The following is a 16,198-nucleotide window of genomic DNA, read 5'->3' on the forward strand; positions in this document are numbered from 1 at the left end:
CTCATCAGAACTCAGCCCGCGTTTTTGTCCTGCTTTACCGCTGTCAGCTCAGCTGATTTTTCTTCTTTTTCATCACCAGACACAAGTGATTTTGTGGCGCTTTTAAATTCCAGCAGTGTCCGTCCGGCGGCACGCCCGATTTCCGGAAGTTTTGAAGGGCCAAAAATAATAAGGGCGATGACGAAAATCAGAATTAAGCCCGGTATTCCAATGTTTGAAAACATATTTTCCACTCCTTAATTTGTAATTTTCGCCCGTTTCTTCATCATTTGTTTTTCGTGAGCTTTGTTGTGCGCAAAGAAACGATCCTCTTCGACCTCATCGGATTGCTTTACCCCTCCTTGGATTGTTGTTGATGACACCTTTCTCAACCCGGTTTGTTCTTTCTGGTAAATAAATGAAGCTCGTGTTGAAATAGCCGCTCCCGGTTCTGTCACATATGGCACGACTCGATAATCAGCTTTCCACTGATGAGGCGTCACTGTGCAGCGGACATATCCGCGATAGTCATTAAAGAACTTGATATGCGGGTTTTCCTTTAAAATTTTGTCTGTGTCCGCCCGTTTATCCGCGCCGTTTCCTCCAGAGGTGATCGAGGTTCCGACAAATTCCACCCCAAAAATGTTTGAGCTTGTCTTCTCAAAGTCAACGTGAAGATTAGATGCCCAGTTTGCGTGTACATCTCCTGTCAGCACGACAACGTTATTCAGATTTTTACTTTTAATAAAATTGATGACCCGCTCACGCTGAGCCGGGTAGCCATCCCACGAATCCATACTGTATATCGGGCTTGCACTTGTCCCAAAATTCCACTTTGCAAAGAAAATCTGCTGCGGCAGCACATTCCAGTGGGCTGTTGAACTGCTTAAATTGTTGAAGAGCCACTGCTCCTGTTCTTTTCCTAACAGGGTTCGTTTCGGGTCGCGCGATTCATCAGAAGGCGGCTTATTGCCGTCGTTATTGGCTTGGTCATCCCTGTACTGGCGAGTATCAAGCACATTGAAGGACGCCAAGTTCCCGTACGTAAAGTGCCTGTATAGCTGCATATCCGGACCATTCGGCAGAGAGGAGATTCGGAGCGGCATATGCTCATAGTACGCCTGATACGCAGCCGCGCGGCGAAGCACAAACGATTCAGCCGACTGTCCTTTTTCCGGTATTTTATCGGCATAGTTGTTTTCAACTTCATGGTCATCCCATGTCACAACCCAGGGGAATGCCGCATGGGCAGCTTTTAAATTGGCGTCAGAACGGTATTGGGCATGGCGGTTCCGATAGTCTTGCAGCGTATAGATTTCCGCACTGCTATGGGTGCGGACATTTCCTGTTTTTGATACATATTCATTTGGGCCGTATTCATATATGTAATCACCGAGATGAAAGACAAGATCAAGCTTTTCCTTCGCCATATGCTTGTAGGCCGTATAAAATCCATGCTCATATTGCTGGCAGGAAGCAAACGCAAAGGTCATTTGCGGCACATTGGCGCCAGGGGCAGGCAGCGTTTTTGTTTTTCCGACAGGGCTTAGTTCATGTCCGGTTTTAAAACGGTAATAGTACACTTTGTTCGGCTCAAGCCCGTCCGCTTCCACGTGAACAGAGTGAGCGAGATTCGGTTTGGCCATTTCAGTGCCTTTTCTCACAATCTTGCGGAAATGCTCATCCTTTGCGACCTCCCATTTGACAGGCATCGCCTGATTCGGCATTCCCCCGCCATTCAGCGGATCTGGAGCCAAACGCGTCCACAGCACAACACTGTCAGAAAGCGGATCTCCAGACGCAACCCCTAATGTAAACGGATAGCTCGAGAACTTTGGCGCGGCATTTACTTCAAATGCACCAACTGACTGAGCAATGGCCAATCCAAGGGAAAGTCCTGCTATCTTCCCCGCTCCTTGAATAAATTTGCGGCGGTCAAACGTATTGTTTCGAAAGCTTTCCTCTTTCAGTTTCTGTACCCATTCATCAAAACGGCTGTCGTTTGCCATTCAAGATCCCCTCTCTTCTCATTGATCGTCTCCATTATAGAAGACCATTGTTAAAGGACTATGAAGAAGTGTGAACCGATTGTAAGCGTTGAACATCAGAAACAGGTCTTCCCTCACAATCCGGCCGCTGAAACGTGCCGAAAGCTGGCTGAATGGCGCGTTTTCTGCATAATCTGTCGTTTGCAAGCCGACCGTTCGGACTAATTTTCTTCACATGATCTTAAAAAAACAAAAACACCGAGCCATTTCTCAAAATGACTCAGTGCCTTATCAGTTATTTCGAAAACAAGCGGCTGAAAAAGCTCTTCTTTTTCGGCTTTTCAGCAGAAGGCTTTTGTTCTCTTACAATCCCTTTTTCCTTTGCTTCTTTCAGCCAAAATGGAAATTCAGTAAGCAAAGCGTCATAAAGCTCATCATCAGAAATACTGTCAATCTCTTCGATATGCAGGAAACTCGTGTTATCAACGACACGTCCCTCTAACGTATCCAGTTTGTTGAGAAAATCAAAGTTTCCATTTCCAACGCCGACAAACTGCCAGAACACCGGTTTATCAGAGGAAGCTTCAATGATCGGTTTGATCGATTTTTTGCAGCCTCCGTCATTAATAAAAACGACGAAAGCCGGATATGGACTCGATTCCTCTGCAACATATTTGCGCAACACATCTTTCATAACCGGCGGCTCATCATTTCTGCCGAATTTATGCAAGCGGTCATTATTTAAAATTTCACGATCAACATAGCCTAAAAAGTCTTTTTCAGACACTGGCTTTAATCGATAAAATTCGTTATCATACACCCATATATCCAGCAGGCCGTCATCATCAAACTGATCAGCCACTGCCAAAATCCGCTCCACCACGTTTTGAACCGTCCCGTTTTTATAGAGCGTTCTCATCGAACCGGTAATATCAAGCACAAGTCCGACACGAGCCACCACCTTCGTTAATTGCTTTTTTTCCAGGACGATCTTTACACTTTTCTTTTGCAGGTCAATTGTTGCCATTCTGTCATCTCCATCAGCACTTTTTTATTTGATTATCTCACAGAAATATTTTCCGTCCCATCTCTTGGCAAAGAAAAACACCGTTCAATTTGAACGGCGTCCTGTCTCTAAAATGTGTTATATACATTTTCACACGTTTCCCCTGTCGGCTGATAAAAGCAGTGCGACTTGAATCTGGCCACAAACGGCTGATCATACCACGTAGCCGGGCAGTTTCCGGCCGGCCTGAAATACCACAAACTAAATTTTGCAGGCCAGACCCTTTCCCCGTTTATCGACCGGCGCGCCAGACTTCGCTCGCTATCGCGGGCCCTTTGATAAAAATATCCATGAGTAACCGCCTCAAACGCATGCGGCTGATAAATCATCTGCCTGATGGTGCGGAGGCCTTTAAAGTCCGAGCAATTCGCCCGCAGCCGATTCACTCCCACGTTGCCGACAAGCAGCATCCCCTGCTTGCCTTCGCCTTCCGCTTCCGCTCTGAGCAGCCTTGCCATCAAATCAACATCCGCACTCGTTGCTCTCACGACCGCCATCACGTCACCTCCCCTTGATCTCCTTTCATCATATTTCATTACTTCAAAAGTGATGACGGAGGGACAGGAGAAGTTTTTAAATTTATTCATTCGGATTTGCGACAAAGCCTAGAAACAAAGATGGCATCATTGCTTGGAACCTATATTCTCTACGTAATAGCGGCGTGCCATCTGCTTCATTTTTAGCCATCCGTCAGGCAGAAAAAATGCTCCTTAGCCGGACATATGCCAGGCAAACGACGACGCCACTTTTATTGAAAGCAGACGGCGCTTATCGAAAGAGAAATAGCTTCCGGTGTTAGATATGCCCTTTTGTTCTGCGGTCTGTCTCTGCGATTTGAATAACAGACTCTAAAAACACAATTTAGGTTTATCTTTCTGCATTTGAGGAATCATACAAATAACCAATCAAAATACAGGAGGAGGAGCTTTGGATGACACATGTGAAAGCGCTCGCGATTAAAGGTATTATGACGATTATTGTGTTGTATCTAGTGCTTGGTTTGGGCTTTGGTTTCACATTTGGTGACACGCTCTTAATCACAATTGTGTTAGGGGTTATTTCATATTTGCTGGGCGACCTCTACGTATTGCCGAGATGGAATAATATGATTGCGACTTTAGCTGATTTCGGTCTGGCCTTTCTCGTCATTTGGCTGATGGGCATGCCGCTTTCTATGGGGATGACTGGCGGTGAAGTTGCATCGGCGGCTTTATTCGGAGCAATCGCCATGGCCATCGGTGAATATTGCTTCCACTTTTATATGATGAGCAAAGAGATTGGCAAGAAGCATTACTTTGAAACAAGAACAGATTCATAGCAGAAAAAGGCCGGTGCTGGGTGCATCGGTCTTTTCTGCTTTATTTACGCATCCTGCTTGTCTGCGTTCCTGATTGCCATGTAGGAAAAAAACAAACCGAAAGCTGCCAAAGATAATGGGATATAAACAACAGATGAAATGGAGAAACCCGGGCTTGTTGAACTGATGAGCATTACAATGACTACAGACGAAATGATGGTTGCCGGTACCGAGTATTTACGCATCCCAAAATAGATGGGAACTAAACTCGTGCCAGCGGCGCCAAAAGCGAAAACCGCCATTTTTATCGTCTGCTGAGATATAATTTCAGAAGTCAGCTCTCCCGGTATGAAATGGTAGATTGAGTTCATTACAAAGAAACCGATGGCTATGAGAACATTTGATAATAAAATTGTGATAAGTGTCAGCCCGCTCGCAATCATGAGCTTAGCAGCGAGCAGCTTTTTCCGGCTGATCGGGTACGTGAACATCACAAGAATGGTTCTGTTTTTATATTCTGAAATCACCAGTTTAGAAATCAGCACTGCACCAAAAACGATAAATACAGCTCTGACCAAGGTGCCGATAATAAGAAACGCTTCTTCCGTACTTTGGAACGACACCTCGCCATCTGCTTTTTCAGAATAACTAATCAGCCATAAAAACCCTATAATGATCAGGTTGGCCAGAAGGGCACCTCTGACATACCAGCCCATCTTCATTTTTTTTAATTCGATTCTGATCAAATTCATCAACGTTTTTCTCCCCCTTTAAGCACCGATGCCATTGCCGTTGATTAAGCTGATAAAATAATCCTCCAGCGACGTATACTTTTTGTTCATTGATTCAATGTCTACATCATTTAAAATCAGCGCTTTGGAAATGGCAGACTGAGAGGCCGCCTCATAAATCCGAATCGTATTCTCATTTAAGATTTTAAAATTGGTTAATCGCAGCTCTTTCTCCAGCACAAAGCAGGCTCTTGTCTGATTTGGCGTAACAAGCTCGATGTATTCAGTGTTTTGGCCTCTGACATCCTCCATTGAAACCTCTTCAAGCAGTCTGCCGTCTCGAATAACCCCGATCGTGTCTGCAATTTGTTCGATTTCACTCAGCAAGTGGCTTGATATCAGCAGCGTCATGCCGTACTCTTTACTCAGCACTTGGAACAATTTCCTGATCTTTTTGATACCAAGAGGATCAAGACCATTCACCGGCTCATCTAAAATAAGCAAGTCCGGTTTCGTGAGGATGGCTCGCGCTATTCCTAGGCGCTGCTTCATACCGAGTGAAAATGTTTTGACGGGTTTCTTGTCAATCTGTTTTAAATTCACCATATCCAGCACTTCTTGAATAGCGTTTTTATTATGGTATCCCATGTATTCACAATGCAGGTCTAAATTTTCTGCAGCAGTTAGGTTTTCATAAAAAATCGGATATTCAATCATGCTGCCGATGTTCCCCAGCACCTCGTATGATGTATGGGTGAGCTTATTCCCTAGGATGCTGATTTCACCGCTTGTCGGTTTGACAAGGCTCGTCAACATTTTCATAATGGTTGTTTTCCCCGCACCGTTCGGGCCGAGAAAGCCGTAGATCTCGCCCTTTTTAATATGCATGCTGACATCGGAGACAACCTCTTTGCCTTGATACGTTTTGGTCAGTCCGTTTGTTTGTACGATATAAGTCAACTTTGTTTCTCCTTCCCTCTCTTTGCCTGTTGTCTATTGTAGCGGCGGGTCCTGTCATTTTTATTTCTCAAATCTTAAGAAATTCTTACGTTTGTTAATAAGTCATTCGTTTCAATGTAATCGTAAACGCAGTCCGGTCGTACGGCTTACTTTGAACGGATATAGAGCCTCCCATTTTTTCTGTAAGCCGTTTTGTGATCGTTAACCCGAGGCCGCTTCCTTGGAAGGCTTTATTTCTGGACTCTTCAAGTGTGTACAGCCTCTCAAACACACGCTGCTGGTCGGTTTCGCTGATCCCTTTTCCGCGGTCCCATACAGTAATAGAAACGGTCGTCTCGTCATACGACAGCGTCATGCCGATAAACTTGCCGGCCGCGCCGTATTGAATCGCATTGGATAATAGGTTTTGCAAGATTCTGTTCAAGGCTTCTTCATTCGCTTGTACATACACTGGGGTATCAGGGATATCGATGTCAGCTTGAAAGCCTTTTGATTGAGCAGTGTCATAATAGTGCAGGATATTTCGTTTGCATATGTCGTTTATATGTATTTTGGTGATTGGAATGTCTTTATCTTCAGATTCCAATTTTGCCAGATCAAAAAAAGAATTGATCATCTGAATGAGCTCATTTGTTTTCTGGCGCAGTTTCTCCAGTAATCTTTCTCGCTCCTCCTGCGGCATGTTCGAATCGCTTTGAATGGTTTCGATATAACCGAGAATCACTGTTAACGGCGTTTTCAGGTCGTGCGACATATTGGTCAGCATCCGCTTCATGGATTGCTCGGTTTTTGCAAACTGAGCGCTGATCTGCTTGCGATTCTCAACAAAAAGATTAATGTTAACAAGCAAGTTTTTGAGCGCTTGGTCATCTGTATGAAGTAAAATTCGCCCTGCTGAACCCTGATTGAACATGGTTCCAAGCTGATCTGCCGTGTATGTCAGGTTCCTGTCCCGCTTCTTTTTCACCATGAATTGAATCACATTCAGACACGCCAGAACGATAAAAATGGCTATCCATAACACTGTCATGCTAAAACTCTCCTAATTTATAACCGATGCCCCATAATGTTTTAATATATTGAGGTGCCGAGGGATCATCTTCAATTTTTTCTCTGAGCCGCCGCATATGTACGTTAATAATGTTTTGATCGTCAAAGTACTCGTCATTCCAGACGGAACTGTAAATTTGTTCTTTCGTAAACACTTTTTTAGGGTTTTCCGCAAATAGGCATAGAAGCTGCCATTCTGTTGACGTTAACTGAAGCGCCTTCCCATTTTTCACCACTGAAACATTGTCTCTATCTATCGTAAGCTGATGAATTTGGAATATCTTATTCTCTGCCGGTTCCTCCGCCGAATATCGCGTCGCCCGCCGTATCGCGGCTTTCACCCTGGCTGTCAGCTCAATCATCGAAAACGGTTTGGCGATATAATCATCCGCCCCAAACCCCAGTCCCAACGCCTTGTCCACGTCTCCGTCTTTTGCTGAAATCATCAATATGGGAACGTTGCTTTTTTCCCTAACGATTTTCAGAAAATCCATGCCGTTAAGCTTCGGAAGCATGATATCAAGAAGAATCAAATCGTATGAACCCTGATGAAACAACCGAACGCCCTCTTCCCCGTCGAAAGCGTGCACTATCTCAAAGCCTTCTTTTGTTAAATAATGGTCCACCATTTCACTGATGGATTGATCGTCCTCCACAAGCAATATGCGCTGCATCTTCTCACCTAACCTTTATAAAATCAAAACACACACGTGATTACACTTATTGTAATTGAAAAACGTGTGTGTTTTACAAAATTTAATCATTTTGTCCTATTTTCAGTTTTCTGTATTCCATGCCCGTTATGATAAAAAATACGGCTGCGCATCCGATAGCTTGAATAAGTCTAAGCCGTTCACCGAGAAATAAAGCTCCATAGAAAATCGTCAGGACAGGCCCTGCCATTGAAATAATGGCAGCTCGCTGTGATCCTATTCGTTTTATGCCCTCAAGCATCAGCACAAATGGAATTACAGTGGTGACGACTGCGATTAATAGAAACAAGCCGTAGACAGCAAGTGGATATGCTGCTATTGGTATATTCATACCAACCGTCAATTTAATGCCAATATAAAGTATCATGGCCGCTCCGGCAGCTGTCATCCCGTATGCATTAAGACGAATGCCTCCAATTTGATGGACGAGCCGCCCGGAAAGGACAAGGTAACCAGCATAGACGGCTGAGGATAATAAAATGAATGCTGATCCAATCAAATTCGTCCGAAAGAGCTCAGTATCCCAGCCGCCAAGCGCAAAGAAAAGACCGAATATGACCGCCAGCACTGTAAAAATATTTTGAATGGAAACCATTTTTTGGCCGTGACACATGGTAAATACGATGACAAATACCGGACAGCTCATCAGCAAAATACGCTCGACCATTGCGGATACATGATTCAGCCCGATAAAATCAAGCAAGGGAGAAAGAAAAAAACAAAACATACCCGCAACACACGCCCGCCATCGATCTCCTTTTTTCATACCGTCTAGCATTGGAGGGCGGTATATCAAAAAAATCAGCCAAAACAGCGGAACAGCAAACAGCTGTCTGTATAACAACACCGCGTCTGGATCAGCACCCATTTCAAATGCCCATTTAATCCAAATAGACTTTGACGCAAAACAAACCGTTCCGATCAGCAAAAAAATTGTACCTAATGCGGCCTCACGAACCTTACTCTTCTCTTCTGTTCTCATCTCAGCTCGCTTTTCTCCTTTACTTATTCAAATGCTTTTGTATAAAATCCAGAAGTGTATTTCCCTGAGCAGTCAAAATGACGCCCTTCCCGCCGCAAGCCCGGCATGGACTGCCTTCAATTTCTCCCGCTCTTTCACATCTAGGGCATTCTACCTCGAGATCATCAGTTGCTATGACCATTTGAATCCTCCTTTCTATTGATCTGTTATGCACCACCAGCCATCATCCATTGGATGTCACCTCCTTTAAGAAACACAAAAACCCCCGTCCTATGCAAAGGACGAGGGTCTCGCGGTACCACCTTTATTAACAGCTATACAGCCGTTCACTCTCAGTACAGAAAACATCCGTTTCAATACTCCTCTCTTGGTAACGGGGAGAGAATCCCGGCATCGCCTACTATCTGTTCAGCAAAGCAATTCAGAAGCCCATTCAGCACCACGGGAGGATCGGTTCACACCTTCCACCGACTCTCTGAACCTCACACACTGATGCGTACTTACTCTTCCTCACGATTGTTGTTCCGTTCTATTGTTAGTAAATTTATAATAATCGGTTAATTTAAAGAAGTCAATTCTTACTCCGATTTTACGCCAAGTGCTTCCATATCATATTAATGTGCTCCTCTGCAGAGCGAACATAGCCATTTCCAGCAGATATGCCGCCTGCACCTCTGCATTTTTGTCCATATTCAGCCGCCTGTCTGAGCCGGAGCATTCCCTATGGTCTCGACCGCGTTGACGTCGAATTGACAAATACGTAAGCCTCTATTACGATTTTCATATCTTTTCAAAAAATCAGAAAGAAGGCATTGGTACATTTTATGAATCCTATCCAACACATACTAGACACATACCCGCTTATTGTACTAGACGGCGCCATGGCGACCGAGCTTGAACGCAAGGGCTGTGATTTGAATGACAGTCTTTGGTCGGCAAAAATCCTGATGGAAGAGCCGAGCCTGATTAAACAAGTTCATACTGATTATTTCGTGGCAGGCGCCGACTGCGCGATCACCGCCAGCTATCAGTCTACATTTGAAGGCTTTGCCGCACGCGGGCTGAGCGAAGCGGAAGCACGCCGGCTCATTGGGATGTCCGTCACCATCGCTGCAGAAGCACGTGATGAATTTTGGGCGCATGAAGAAAACCGTTTGAATCGGCCAAAACCAATCATCGCGGCATCTGTAGGCCCTTATGGCGCTTATCTTGCTGATGGCTCTGAGTATCGCGGCAGCTACGGAATCTCTGAGGATGAACTGATTGAATTTCATCGCCCTCGGATCAAAGCGCTGATCGAAGCGGGAGCTGATGTATTGGCATGTGAAACGATTCCTTGTTTGACCGAGGCAAAAGCGATTGTGCGGCTGCTGAAGGAGTTTCCGGAAACGTATGCGTGGATCAGCTTTAGTGCAAAAGACGGCCTGCATATCAGTGACGGCACGCCTGTCGCTGACTGTGCGTCATCGCTTGATGAGCATCGCCAAATTGCAGCGCTCGGCATCAACTGCACGCCACTTCAGCATATCCCTTCCTTGATCGAGGAGTTGCAAAGGCACATATCAAAACCGATTATCGTCTATCCGAATTCAGGCGAGCAGTATGATCCGGAGACAAAAACGTGGAACGGAGCTGCCTGCGCAGAACCTTACGGAGAAACCGCCCGAACTTGGCATGAAAAAGGAGCGAAGCTGATCGGCGGCTGCTGCCGGACAAAACCTGAAGATATTACAGAAATTGCATCTTGGGCACGCTCTTTAAAAACAACTTGACTTATCGGAATTGTTTGTATATTCTATCTAAAAGCCGGTTCGCCGGAGTCTCGTGTCACTCGCTGACATGAGATTTTTTATTAAGAAGAAAATAAATCACTGATAGAAAGTTGGAAAAAGATGAAGCCCGCTCACAACAAAAATGAGACAAACTTTCAAAGAAAGATGAAAAGCCGGCATCTCTTCATGCTTTCCTTAGGAGGTGTCATCGGAACCGGGCTGTTTTTAAGCTCTGGCTATACCATTCAGCAGGCAGGCCCGGCGGGAACAATACTCGCTTACTTAGTCGGCGCTGGCATCGTCTATTTGGTCATGCTGTGCCTCGGTGAACTGGCAGTGGCCATGCCTGTGACGGGCGCCTTTCACACCTATACAGCTCAATACATAGGGCCAGGCACCGGGTTTACAATCGCATGGCTGTACTGGCTGACATGGACCGTCGCATTAGGGTCAGAATTCACTGCGGCAGGCCTGTTAATGCAGCGCTGGTTTCCCCATACGTCCGTTTGGATGTGGAGCGCCGTCTTCGCGTTGCTCATTTTCTTGCTGAACGCCTTTTCGGTCAAGTTTTTCGCTGAATCAGAATTTTGGTTTTCCAGCATCAAAGTATTAGCCATAATATTGTTTATTCTTTTAGGCGGCTCTGCCATGTTCGGCATCATCCCGATTCAAGGCGGAGAAGACGCTCCGATACTGTCCAACTTCACAGCGGAAGGCGGGCTCTTTCCAAATGGATTTGTCCCGATTTTGATGACGATGCTGTCCGTCAATTTTGCGTTTTCAGGAACTGAACTGATCGGAATCGCCGCAGGAGAAAGCGTTGATCCAGATAAGACGATCCCGAAGGCGATAAAAACAACAGTCTGGCGCCTCTCACTCTTTTTTGTCGGAACAATTTTTGTGCTGTCAGGGATGATTCCAATTCAAGATGCAGGCGTCATCAAAAGCCCGTTTGTCGCAGTCTTTGACAGAGTCGGTGTCCCGTACGCAGCTGATATCATGAACTTTGTTATCCTTACAGCCATCCTGTCTGCGGCAAATTCCGGACTCTACGCTTCATCCCGGATGCTGTGGTCATTATCAAAAGAAAAAACTCTTCACCCGGCATTTGCAAAGCTGACGTCAAAAGGAACCCCGTTTAACGCGCTGATATTCAGTATGATCGGCGGCATTCTGTCATTATTGTCCAGCGTGTTTGCGCCAGACACAGTGTACGTTGTGCTCGTGTCCATTTCCGGTTTTGCAGTCGTTGTCGTGTGGATGGGAATCGCCGCTTCTCAATTCATGTTCAGAAAACGTTATATTGAAGCAGGAAATAAGATCGCCGACTTGAAATACCGCACCCCGCTGTATCCATTCGTGCCGATTGCCGCGTTCCTGTTATGCCTGGCTTCAGTTATCGGCATCGCCTTTGATCCGAATCAAAGAATCGCCCTGTATTGCGGTATTCCGTTTATGGCCGTCTGCTATGTTGTGTATTACGCAAAAAAACGTAAAATCCAGCCGGCTGCTGATATGACGCATGTAAAATAAAAAGAACCTGCCTCCGCACAGGTTCTTTTTCATCTTTAAACTTCCACTGTCCAGTTAAAGGGTGCTTTCACTTTTCCAAGCTGAATATCTGTTAGTGTTTCATATAGTTTTTTCGAGATGTCTCCGATTTGTCCTTCGCCTACAAACACTGTTTTTCCATGAATATTGAGTTCTCCGACAGGCGTAACAACCGCTGCCGTACCAGTGCCAAAGACCTCAGTCAATTCACCGCGTGCAGCAGCCGCGTAAATCTCATCAATTGATATTCTCTCCTCACGAACCGGAATGCCCCAGCTGCGAATCAGTTCAATAGCAGACGCGCGTGTAATTCCGCTTAAAATACTCCCGCTTAAAGCCGGTGTGACAGCTTCTCCGTTGATGACAAAAAAGATGTTCATGCTCCCTACTTCTTCTACGTATTTCTTTTCAATAGCGTCCAGCCACAGCACTTGATCAAAGCCCAAATCATTCGCTTTTTGCTGCGCCTGAAGACTGGCGGCATAATTTCCGGACGTTTTTGCATTTCCGACTCCGCCATTTACAGCCCGCACGTACTCATCTTCGACATAGATGCTGACCGGCTTCAGCTGATCGTCGCCATAATAGGAGCCGACAGGCGAAAGCACGATCATAAATGTGTAGCTTTTGGATGCCTTTACCCCGAGACTCGGTTCTGTGGCAATGACAAACGGACGAATATACAGGGACGTTCCCTTTTCCTTAGGAACCCAATCTTTCTCCAGCTCAACTAATTGCGTCAATGCCTCAAGCACCAATTCTTCGTCTAAAGGAGGCATGCTCATACGCTCACACGACCTGTTCAGCCGTTTGATATTTTGATCCGGCCGGAACAAGAGCACTCTGCCATCTTCTGTTCTGTATGCTTTTAATCCTTCAAAGACAGCCTGGCCGTAATGAAAAACAGATGAAGACGGATCAAGCGTAAGCGGAGCGTATGGCGCAATTCTTGGATGATGCCAGCCTATTCCTTCTTCATAATCCATCACAAACATATAATCTGTGAAAAATTTCCCGAATTCCAAAGATAACGGATCGGGTTTTTCCTTGTGAAATGCGGTTTTTTCTCGTTCAATAAGCTTATTCAATCTAATCAGCACACCTTTCAGTCTTAGTTGTTTAAATATTCTGTCTTTTTAAAGCTGCAAAAAATATAAAGTCTATCTCTTTTGATTATACGCCGCTTCCGTTGATAAATTTCAGAATATTCTTTATGATCTTCAGCTATTATACACTACATTCATTGTCAGATGAAGCTGTAATTTAAGAAACAGGCAATTTTATTCTGGCTGTCTGATTTATACCGCTAAACAAAGGATGACAATGTGGCAAATCAGCAATATATACACCGCTATCCCAAATTGCCAATTGATCTTCCGCGCCCATGCAAACATCGCCATCAAAACAGGCAGCATCACGATTCCCGCCAGCTTGTTAACCGTCCGATCCGGACTGTTCGTTACATCGTAATGAATCGGTATCTCCGCCGGAAGAAAAGGGTAAAACGCAATTGATAGGATAAAAGCCGCAATCACCGCCCCCCACAGCGCTTTTCCATTCATCAATAGAAACATAGAACCACCATTCCTTTCGGAACTTTTTAACCAACATAATGAAAGCGCTATCAAAATAAAATATTTTAAAAAAGGTGTTTGTCTTTGATTCACGAATGATATGAATATGCCTGTATTCTATCATTCTAAAGGGGGGATTCATTTGAAAAAATTAATTGCGTTTCACATTTTAATCGCTTTAGCGGCCGGCGCAGTAATCGGACACTTTTTTCCTGATTTCGGAATGGCGCTGAGACCTGTCGGGGATGGATTTATCCGTTTGATAAAAATGATTGTCGTGCCGATTGTGTTTTCTACTATTGTCATCGGTGCCGCAGGAAGCGGTAGTATGAAAAAAATGGGCGCCCTCGGCATCAAGACGATTATTTGGTTTGAAGTCATCACCACACTTGTATTGGCACTTGGACTTTTATTAGCGAATGTCTTGAAGCCTGGTGCCGGGCTTAATCTCTCCCATCTGGCGAAAAAAGATATCAATGAACTGTCCGGTTACACAGAAAAAGTTGTTGATTTCAAACAAATGGTTCTTGATATTATTCCTACAAACATTATTGATGTAATGGCCAGAAACGATCTGCTTGCCGTTATTTTCTTTGCCATTTTGTTCGGCGTCGCCGCTGCAGGCATTGGCAAAGCATCTGAACCAGTGATGAATTTCTTTGAATCTGCCGCGCAAATTATGTTCAAACTCACGCAAATCGTCATGGTGACTGCCCCCATCGGCGTATTAGCCTTGATGGCTGCCTCTGTTGGCCAATATGGCATTGAGCTCCTTTTTCCTATGTTTAAATTGGTTGGCACAGTATTCCTTGGTCTATTCCTGATCCTCTTTGTCCTCTTTCCGCTTGTCGGTCTCATCTTTCATATTAGGTATTTCGAAGTATTAAAAATGATATGGGATCTGTTTTTGATCGCTTTTTCCACCACCAGCACAGAAACCATTCTCCCTCAGCTGATGGACAGAATGGAGAAATACGGCTGTCCGAAACGAGTGGTATCATTCGTCGTTCCCTCCGGCTTGTCATTGAACTGTGACGGCTCCAGCTTATATTTATCGGTTTCCTGTATTTTTTTGGCGCAGGCCTTTCATGTAGAGATGCCGTTGTCCCAGCAGCTGCTCATGATGCTTGTGCTTGTCATGACCAGTAAAGGCATCGCAGCAGTTCCGTCAGGGTCGCTTGTTGTCCTTCTGGCGACTGCCAATGCTGTAGGGCTTCCCGCTGAAGGTGTTGCCATTATAGCAGGCGTTGACCGCGTCATGGACATGGCAAGAACAGGCGTAAACGTGCCGGGGCATGCGATGGCCTGCATCGTGGTGTCAAAATGGGAAAAAGCCTTCCGACAAAAAGAATGGGCCTCCGTAAACGGACAAACCGAAAGCTTATAAAAAAAGAACACCTCATTCCCGAGGTGTTCTTTCCATTATTCAGCAGCAGCGTGATCTGCATTTTCAATCGCTGCCAATCTTGCGTTTACTTCTTCCTCTGTCATATTGTGCTCTTTGACATACATGTTTCTTGGGTTCGTGCGGCATTCGTGGCTGCAGCTGCGCATATATTTATACTCATTTTCCGGTGTGCATATCATTTTTTTGTTGCATGATGGATTAGCGCAGTTCACATAACGCTCACACGGCTCACCTGTAAAGTAGTCTTTTCCGACAATCACATGCTCAACACGGTTGACCGGCACACTGATTCTTTCATCGAATACGTAGCACTGGCCGTCCCAAAGCTTGCCTTGCACCTCCGGATCTTTTCCGTATGTCACGATCCCGCCGTCAAGCTGCGATACATCTTCAAAGCCTTGCTTCACCAGCCAGCCCGAGAATTTTTCACAGCGTACGCCGCCCGTGCAGTACGTTAAAATCTGTTTGCCTTCAAGCATGTCTTTGTTTTCTTCAATCCATTCAGGCAATTCACGGAAGGCTTCAATGTCAGGACGGACAGCTCCTCTGAAATGGCCAAGATCATACTCGTAATCGTTACGCGCGTCGATCACAACCGTGTTTGGATCCTGCATTTTTTCATAAAATTCCGCAGGCTTCAAGTGCTGTCCTGTTGTTTCATTCGGATCCACATCATCTTCAAGACGAAGCGTTACGAGCTCCTTTTTATGGCGCACGAAGATTTTTTTAAAGGCATGATCTTCTTCTTCATCAATTTTAAATACCATGTCCGCAAAACGCGGGTCAGCTTTCATTGCTTGCATATATTGTTCAGTCTGCTCAACCGTACCTGATACCGTACCGTTAATTCCTTCAGAAGAAACAAGAATACGGCCCAGCAAACCAAGCTCCTTACAAAAAGCCAAATGCTGCTCTCTAAACGCCTCTGGATCTTCAATCGGAACATATTTATAGTAAAGTAATACTCTGTATTGTTTTTCCATGATTTAAACACCCTGTTCACTTATAGTTAGTTGTTATGCACACTATACTATATCATACAGGAAAATCCCGCAAAGATGAACAGATCCGCCCAGACTGATAAAAATACCCAAACTCTTACAAACCTAAACAGCGCAAGGATTCAT

18 protein-coding genes, 1 pseudogene and 1 other annotated feature are annotated in these 16,198 nt (G+C 45.0%); of the genes and pseudogenes, 5 read left to right on the forward strand and 14 right to left on the reverse strand.

What is annotated here, in order from left to right; translation table 11 throughout:
• Positions 1 to 11 precede the first annotated feature (11 nt).
• From tatAD to cwlJ, 5 genes are all read right to left on the reverse strand, one after another.
• On the reverse strand, positions 12 to 224 hold the full coding sequence (tatAD, locus tag BTW01_RS11330) for a sec-independent protein translocase protein TatAD (RefSeq protein ID WP_003223835.1): 213 nt from the start codon (positions 222 to 224) through the stop codon (positions 12 to 14).
• A 12-nt stretch (positions 225 to 236) separates the two neighbouring features.
• Positions 237 to 1,988, reverse strand: a complete 1,752-nt coding sequence (gene phoD / locus BTW01_RS11335; RefSeq protein ID WP_162103087.1) for an alkaline phosphatase PhoD — start codon at positions 1,986 to 1,988, stop codon at positions 237 to 239.
• A gap of 18 nt (positions 1,989 to 2,006) precedes the next feature.
• A complete protein-coding gene (locus BTW01_RS11340) occupies positions 2,007 to 2,174 on the reverse strand; it encodes a hypothetical protein (RefSeq protein ID WP_162103088.1) in 168 nt (55 codons plus the stop codon).
• An 88-nt stretch (positions 2,175 to 2,262) separates the two neighbouring features.
• A complete protein-coding gene (locus BTW01_RS11345; RefSeq protein ID WP_162103089.1) occupies positions 2,263 to 2,994 on the reverse strand; it encodes a vWA domain-containing protein in 732 nt (243 codons plus the stop codon).
• 107 nt (positions 2,995 to 3,101) lie between these two features.
• Complete coding sequence (gene cwlJ, locus BTW01_RS11350) at positions 3,102 to 3,530, reverse strand: cell wall hydrolase CwlJ (protein WP_162103090.1); 429 nt, start codon at positions 3,528 to 3,530, stop codon at positions 3,102 to 3,104.
• A gap of 434 nt (positions 3,531 to 3,964) precedes the next feature.
• Here cwlJ and BTW01_RS11355 point away from each other — a divergent pair, with 434 nt between their 5' ends.
• Both BTW01_RS11355 and BTW01_RS11360 read left to right on the forward strand, forming a co-directional pair.
• Complete coding sequence (locus BTW01_RS11355; protein WP_162103091.1) at positions 3,965 to 4,351, forward strand: YndM family protein; 387 nt, start codon at positions 3,965 to 3,967, stop codon at positions 4,349 to 4,351.
• Positions 4,311 to 4,435: pseudogene (locus BTW01_RS11360) on the forward strand (hypothetical protein). The gene BTW01_RS11355 and the pseudogene BTW01_RS11360 overlap by 41 nt, the downstream one beginning before the upstream one ends.
• On the opposite strand, the gene BTW01_RS11365 reads toward BTW01_RS11360, so the two are convergent.
• From BTW01_RS11365 to BTW01_RS11390, 6 genes are all read right to left on the reverse strand, one after another.
• Positions 4,396 to 5,082 (reverse strand): ABC transporter permease, encoded by a 687-nt coding sequence (locus BTW01_RS11365; RefSeq protein ID WP_162103165.1) that lies wholly within the window; start codon positions 5,080 to 5,082, stop codon positions 4,396 to 4,398. The pseudogene BTW01_RS11360 and the gene BTW01_RS11365 sit on opposite strands and share 40 nt — an antisense overlap.
• Positions 5,083 to 5,100: 18 nt before the next feature.
• Positions 5,101 to 6,021 carry an ABC transporter ATP-binding protein gene (locus BTW01_RS11370; RefSeq protein WP_162103092.1) on the reverse strand — a complete coding sequence of 307 codons (921 nt, stop codon included), beginning with the start codon at positions 6,019 to 6,021 and terminating at the stop codon, positions 5,101 to 5,103.
• Between the two features lie 94 nt (positions 6,022 to 6,115).
• On the reverse strand, positions 6,116 to 7,051 hold the full coding sequence (locus tag BTW01_RS11375) for a HAMP domain-containing histidine kinase (RefSeq protein ID WP_162103093.1): 936 nt from the start codon (positions 7,049 to 7,051) through the stop codon (positions 6,116 to 6,118).
• 1 nt (position 7,052) lies between these two features.
• A complete protein-coding gene (locus BTW01_RS11380; protein WP_162103166.1) occupies positions 7,053 to 7,733 on the reverse strand; it encodes a response regulator transcription factor in 681 nt (226 codons plus the stop codon).
• 94 nt (positions 7,734 to 7,827) lie between these two features.
• Entirely contained in the window at positions 7,828 to 8,766 is a 939-nt protein-coding gene (locus BTW01_RS11385) for a DMT family transporter (RefSeq protein WP_162103094.1), read from the reverse strand.
• A gap of 19 nt (positions 8,767 to 8,785) precedes the next feature.
• A complete protein-coding gene (locus BTW01_RS11390) occupies positions 8,786 to 8,947 on the reverse strand; it encodes a tryptophan RNA-binding attenuation protein (protein ID WP_162103095.1) in 162 nt (53 codons plus the stop codon).
• A gap of 93 nt (positions 8,948 to 9,040) precedes the next feature.
• Positions 9,041 to 9,289, reverse strand: a binding site (T-box leader).
• Positions 9,290 to 9,590: 301 nt separating this feature from the next.
• On the opposite strand from BTW01_RS11390, the gene mmuM reads away from it, so the two are divergent.
• On the forward strand, positions 9,591 to 10,538 hold the full coding sequence (gene mmuM / locus BTW01_RS11395) for a homocysteine S-methyltransferase (RefSeq protein ID WP_162103096.1): 948 nt from the start codon (positions 9,591 to 9,593) through the stop codon (positions 10,536 to 10,538).
• A 120-nt stretch (positions 10,539 to 10,658) separates the two neighbouring features.
• Positions 10,659 to 12,071, forward strand: coding sequence for an S-methylmethionine permease (gene mmuP / locus BTW01_RS11400; protein WP_162103097.1), 1,413 nt, complete (start codon positions 10,659 to 10,661; stop codon positions 12,069 to 12,071).
• 35 nt (positions 12,072 to 12,106) lie between these two features.
• Here the strand turns inward: mmuP and BTW01_RS11405 are convergent, their stop codons facing one another.
• Both BTW01_RS11405 and BTW01_RS11410 read right to left on the reverse strand, forming a co-directional pair.
• Positions 12,107 to 13,177 carry a branched-chain amino acid aminotransferase gene (locus BTW01_RS11405; RefSeq protein ID WP_162103098.1) on the reverse strand — a complete coding sequence of 357 codons (1,071 nt, stop codon included), beginning with the start codon at positions 13,175 to 13,177 and terminating at the stop codon, positions 12,107 to 12,109.
• A gap of 210 nt (positions 13,178 to 13,387) precedes the next feature.
• Positions 13,388 to 13,663, reverse strand: a complete 276-nt coding sequence (locus tag BTW01_RS11410; RefSeq protein ID WP_162103099.1) for a DUF1648 domain-containing protein — start codon at positions 13,661 to 13,663, stop codon at positions 13,388 to 13,390.
• Positions 13,664 to 13,805: 142 nt separating this feature from the next.
• Between BTW01_RS11410 and gltP the strand changes: the two genes are divergently transcribed.
• Positions 13,806 to 15,050 carry a glutamate-aspartate/proton symporter GltP gene (gltP, locus tag BTW01_RS11415; protein ID WP_162103100.1) on the forward strand — a complete coding sequence of 415 codons (1,245 nt, stop codon included), beginning with the start codon at positions 13,806 to 13,808 and terminating at the stop codon, positions 15,048 to 15,050.
• Positions 15,051 to 15,085: 35 nt separating this feature from the next.
• Here gltP and BTW01_RS11420 read toward each other — a convergent pair whose 3' ends face one another.
• Positions 15,086 to 16,054, reverse strand: a complete 969-nt coding sequence (locus tag BTW01_RS11420) for a rhodanese-related sulfurtransferase (protein WP_162103101.1) — start codon at positions 16,052 to 16,054, stop codon at positions 15,086 to 15,088.
• Positions 16,055 to 16,198 lie beyond the last annotated feature (144 nt).

Source organism: Bacillus sp. SKDU12, from assembly GCF_010093085.1.
GTDB lineage: Bacteria > Bacillota > Bacilli > Bacillales > Bacillaceae > Bacillus > Bacillus mexicanus.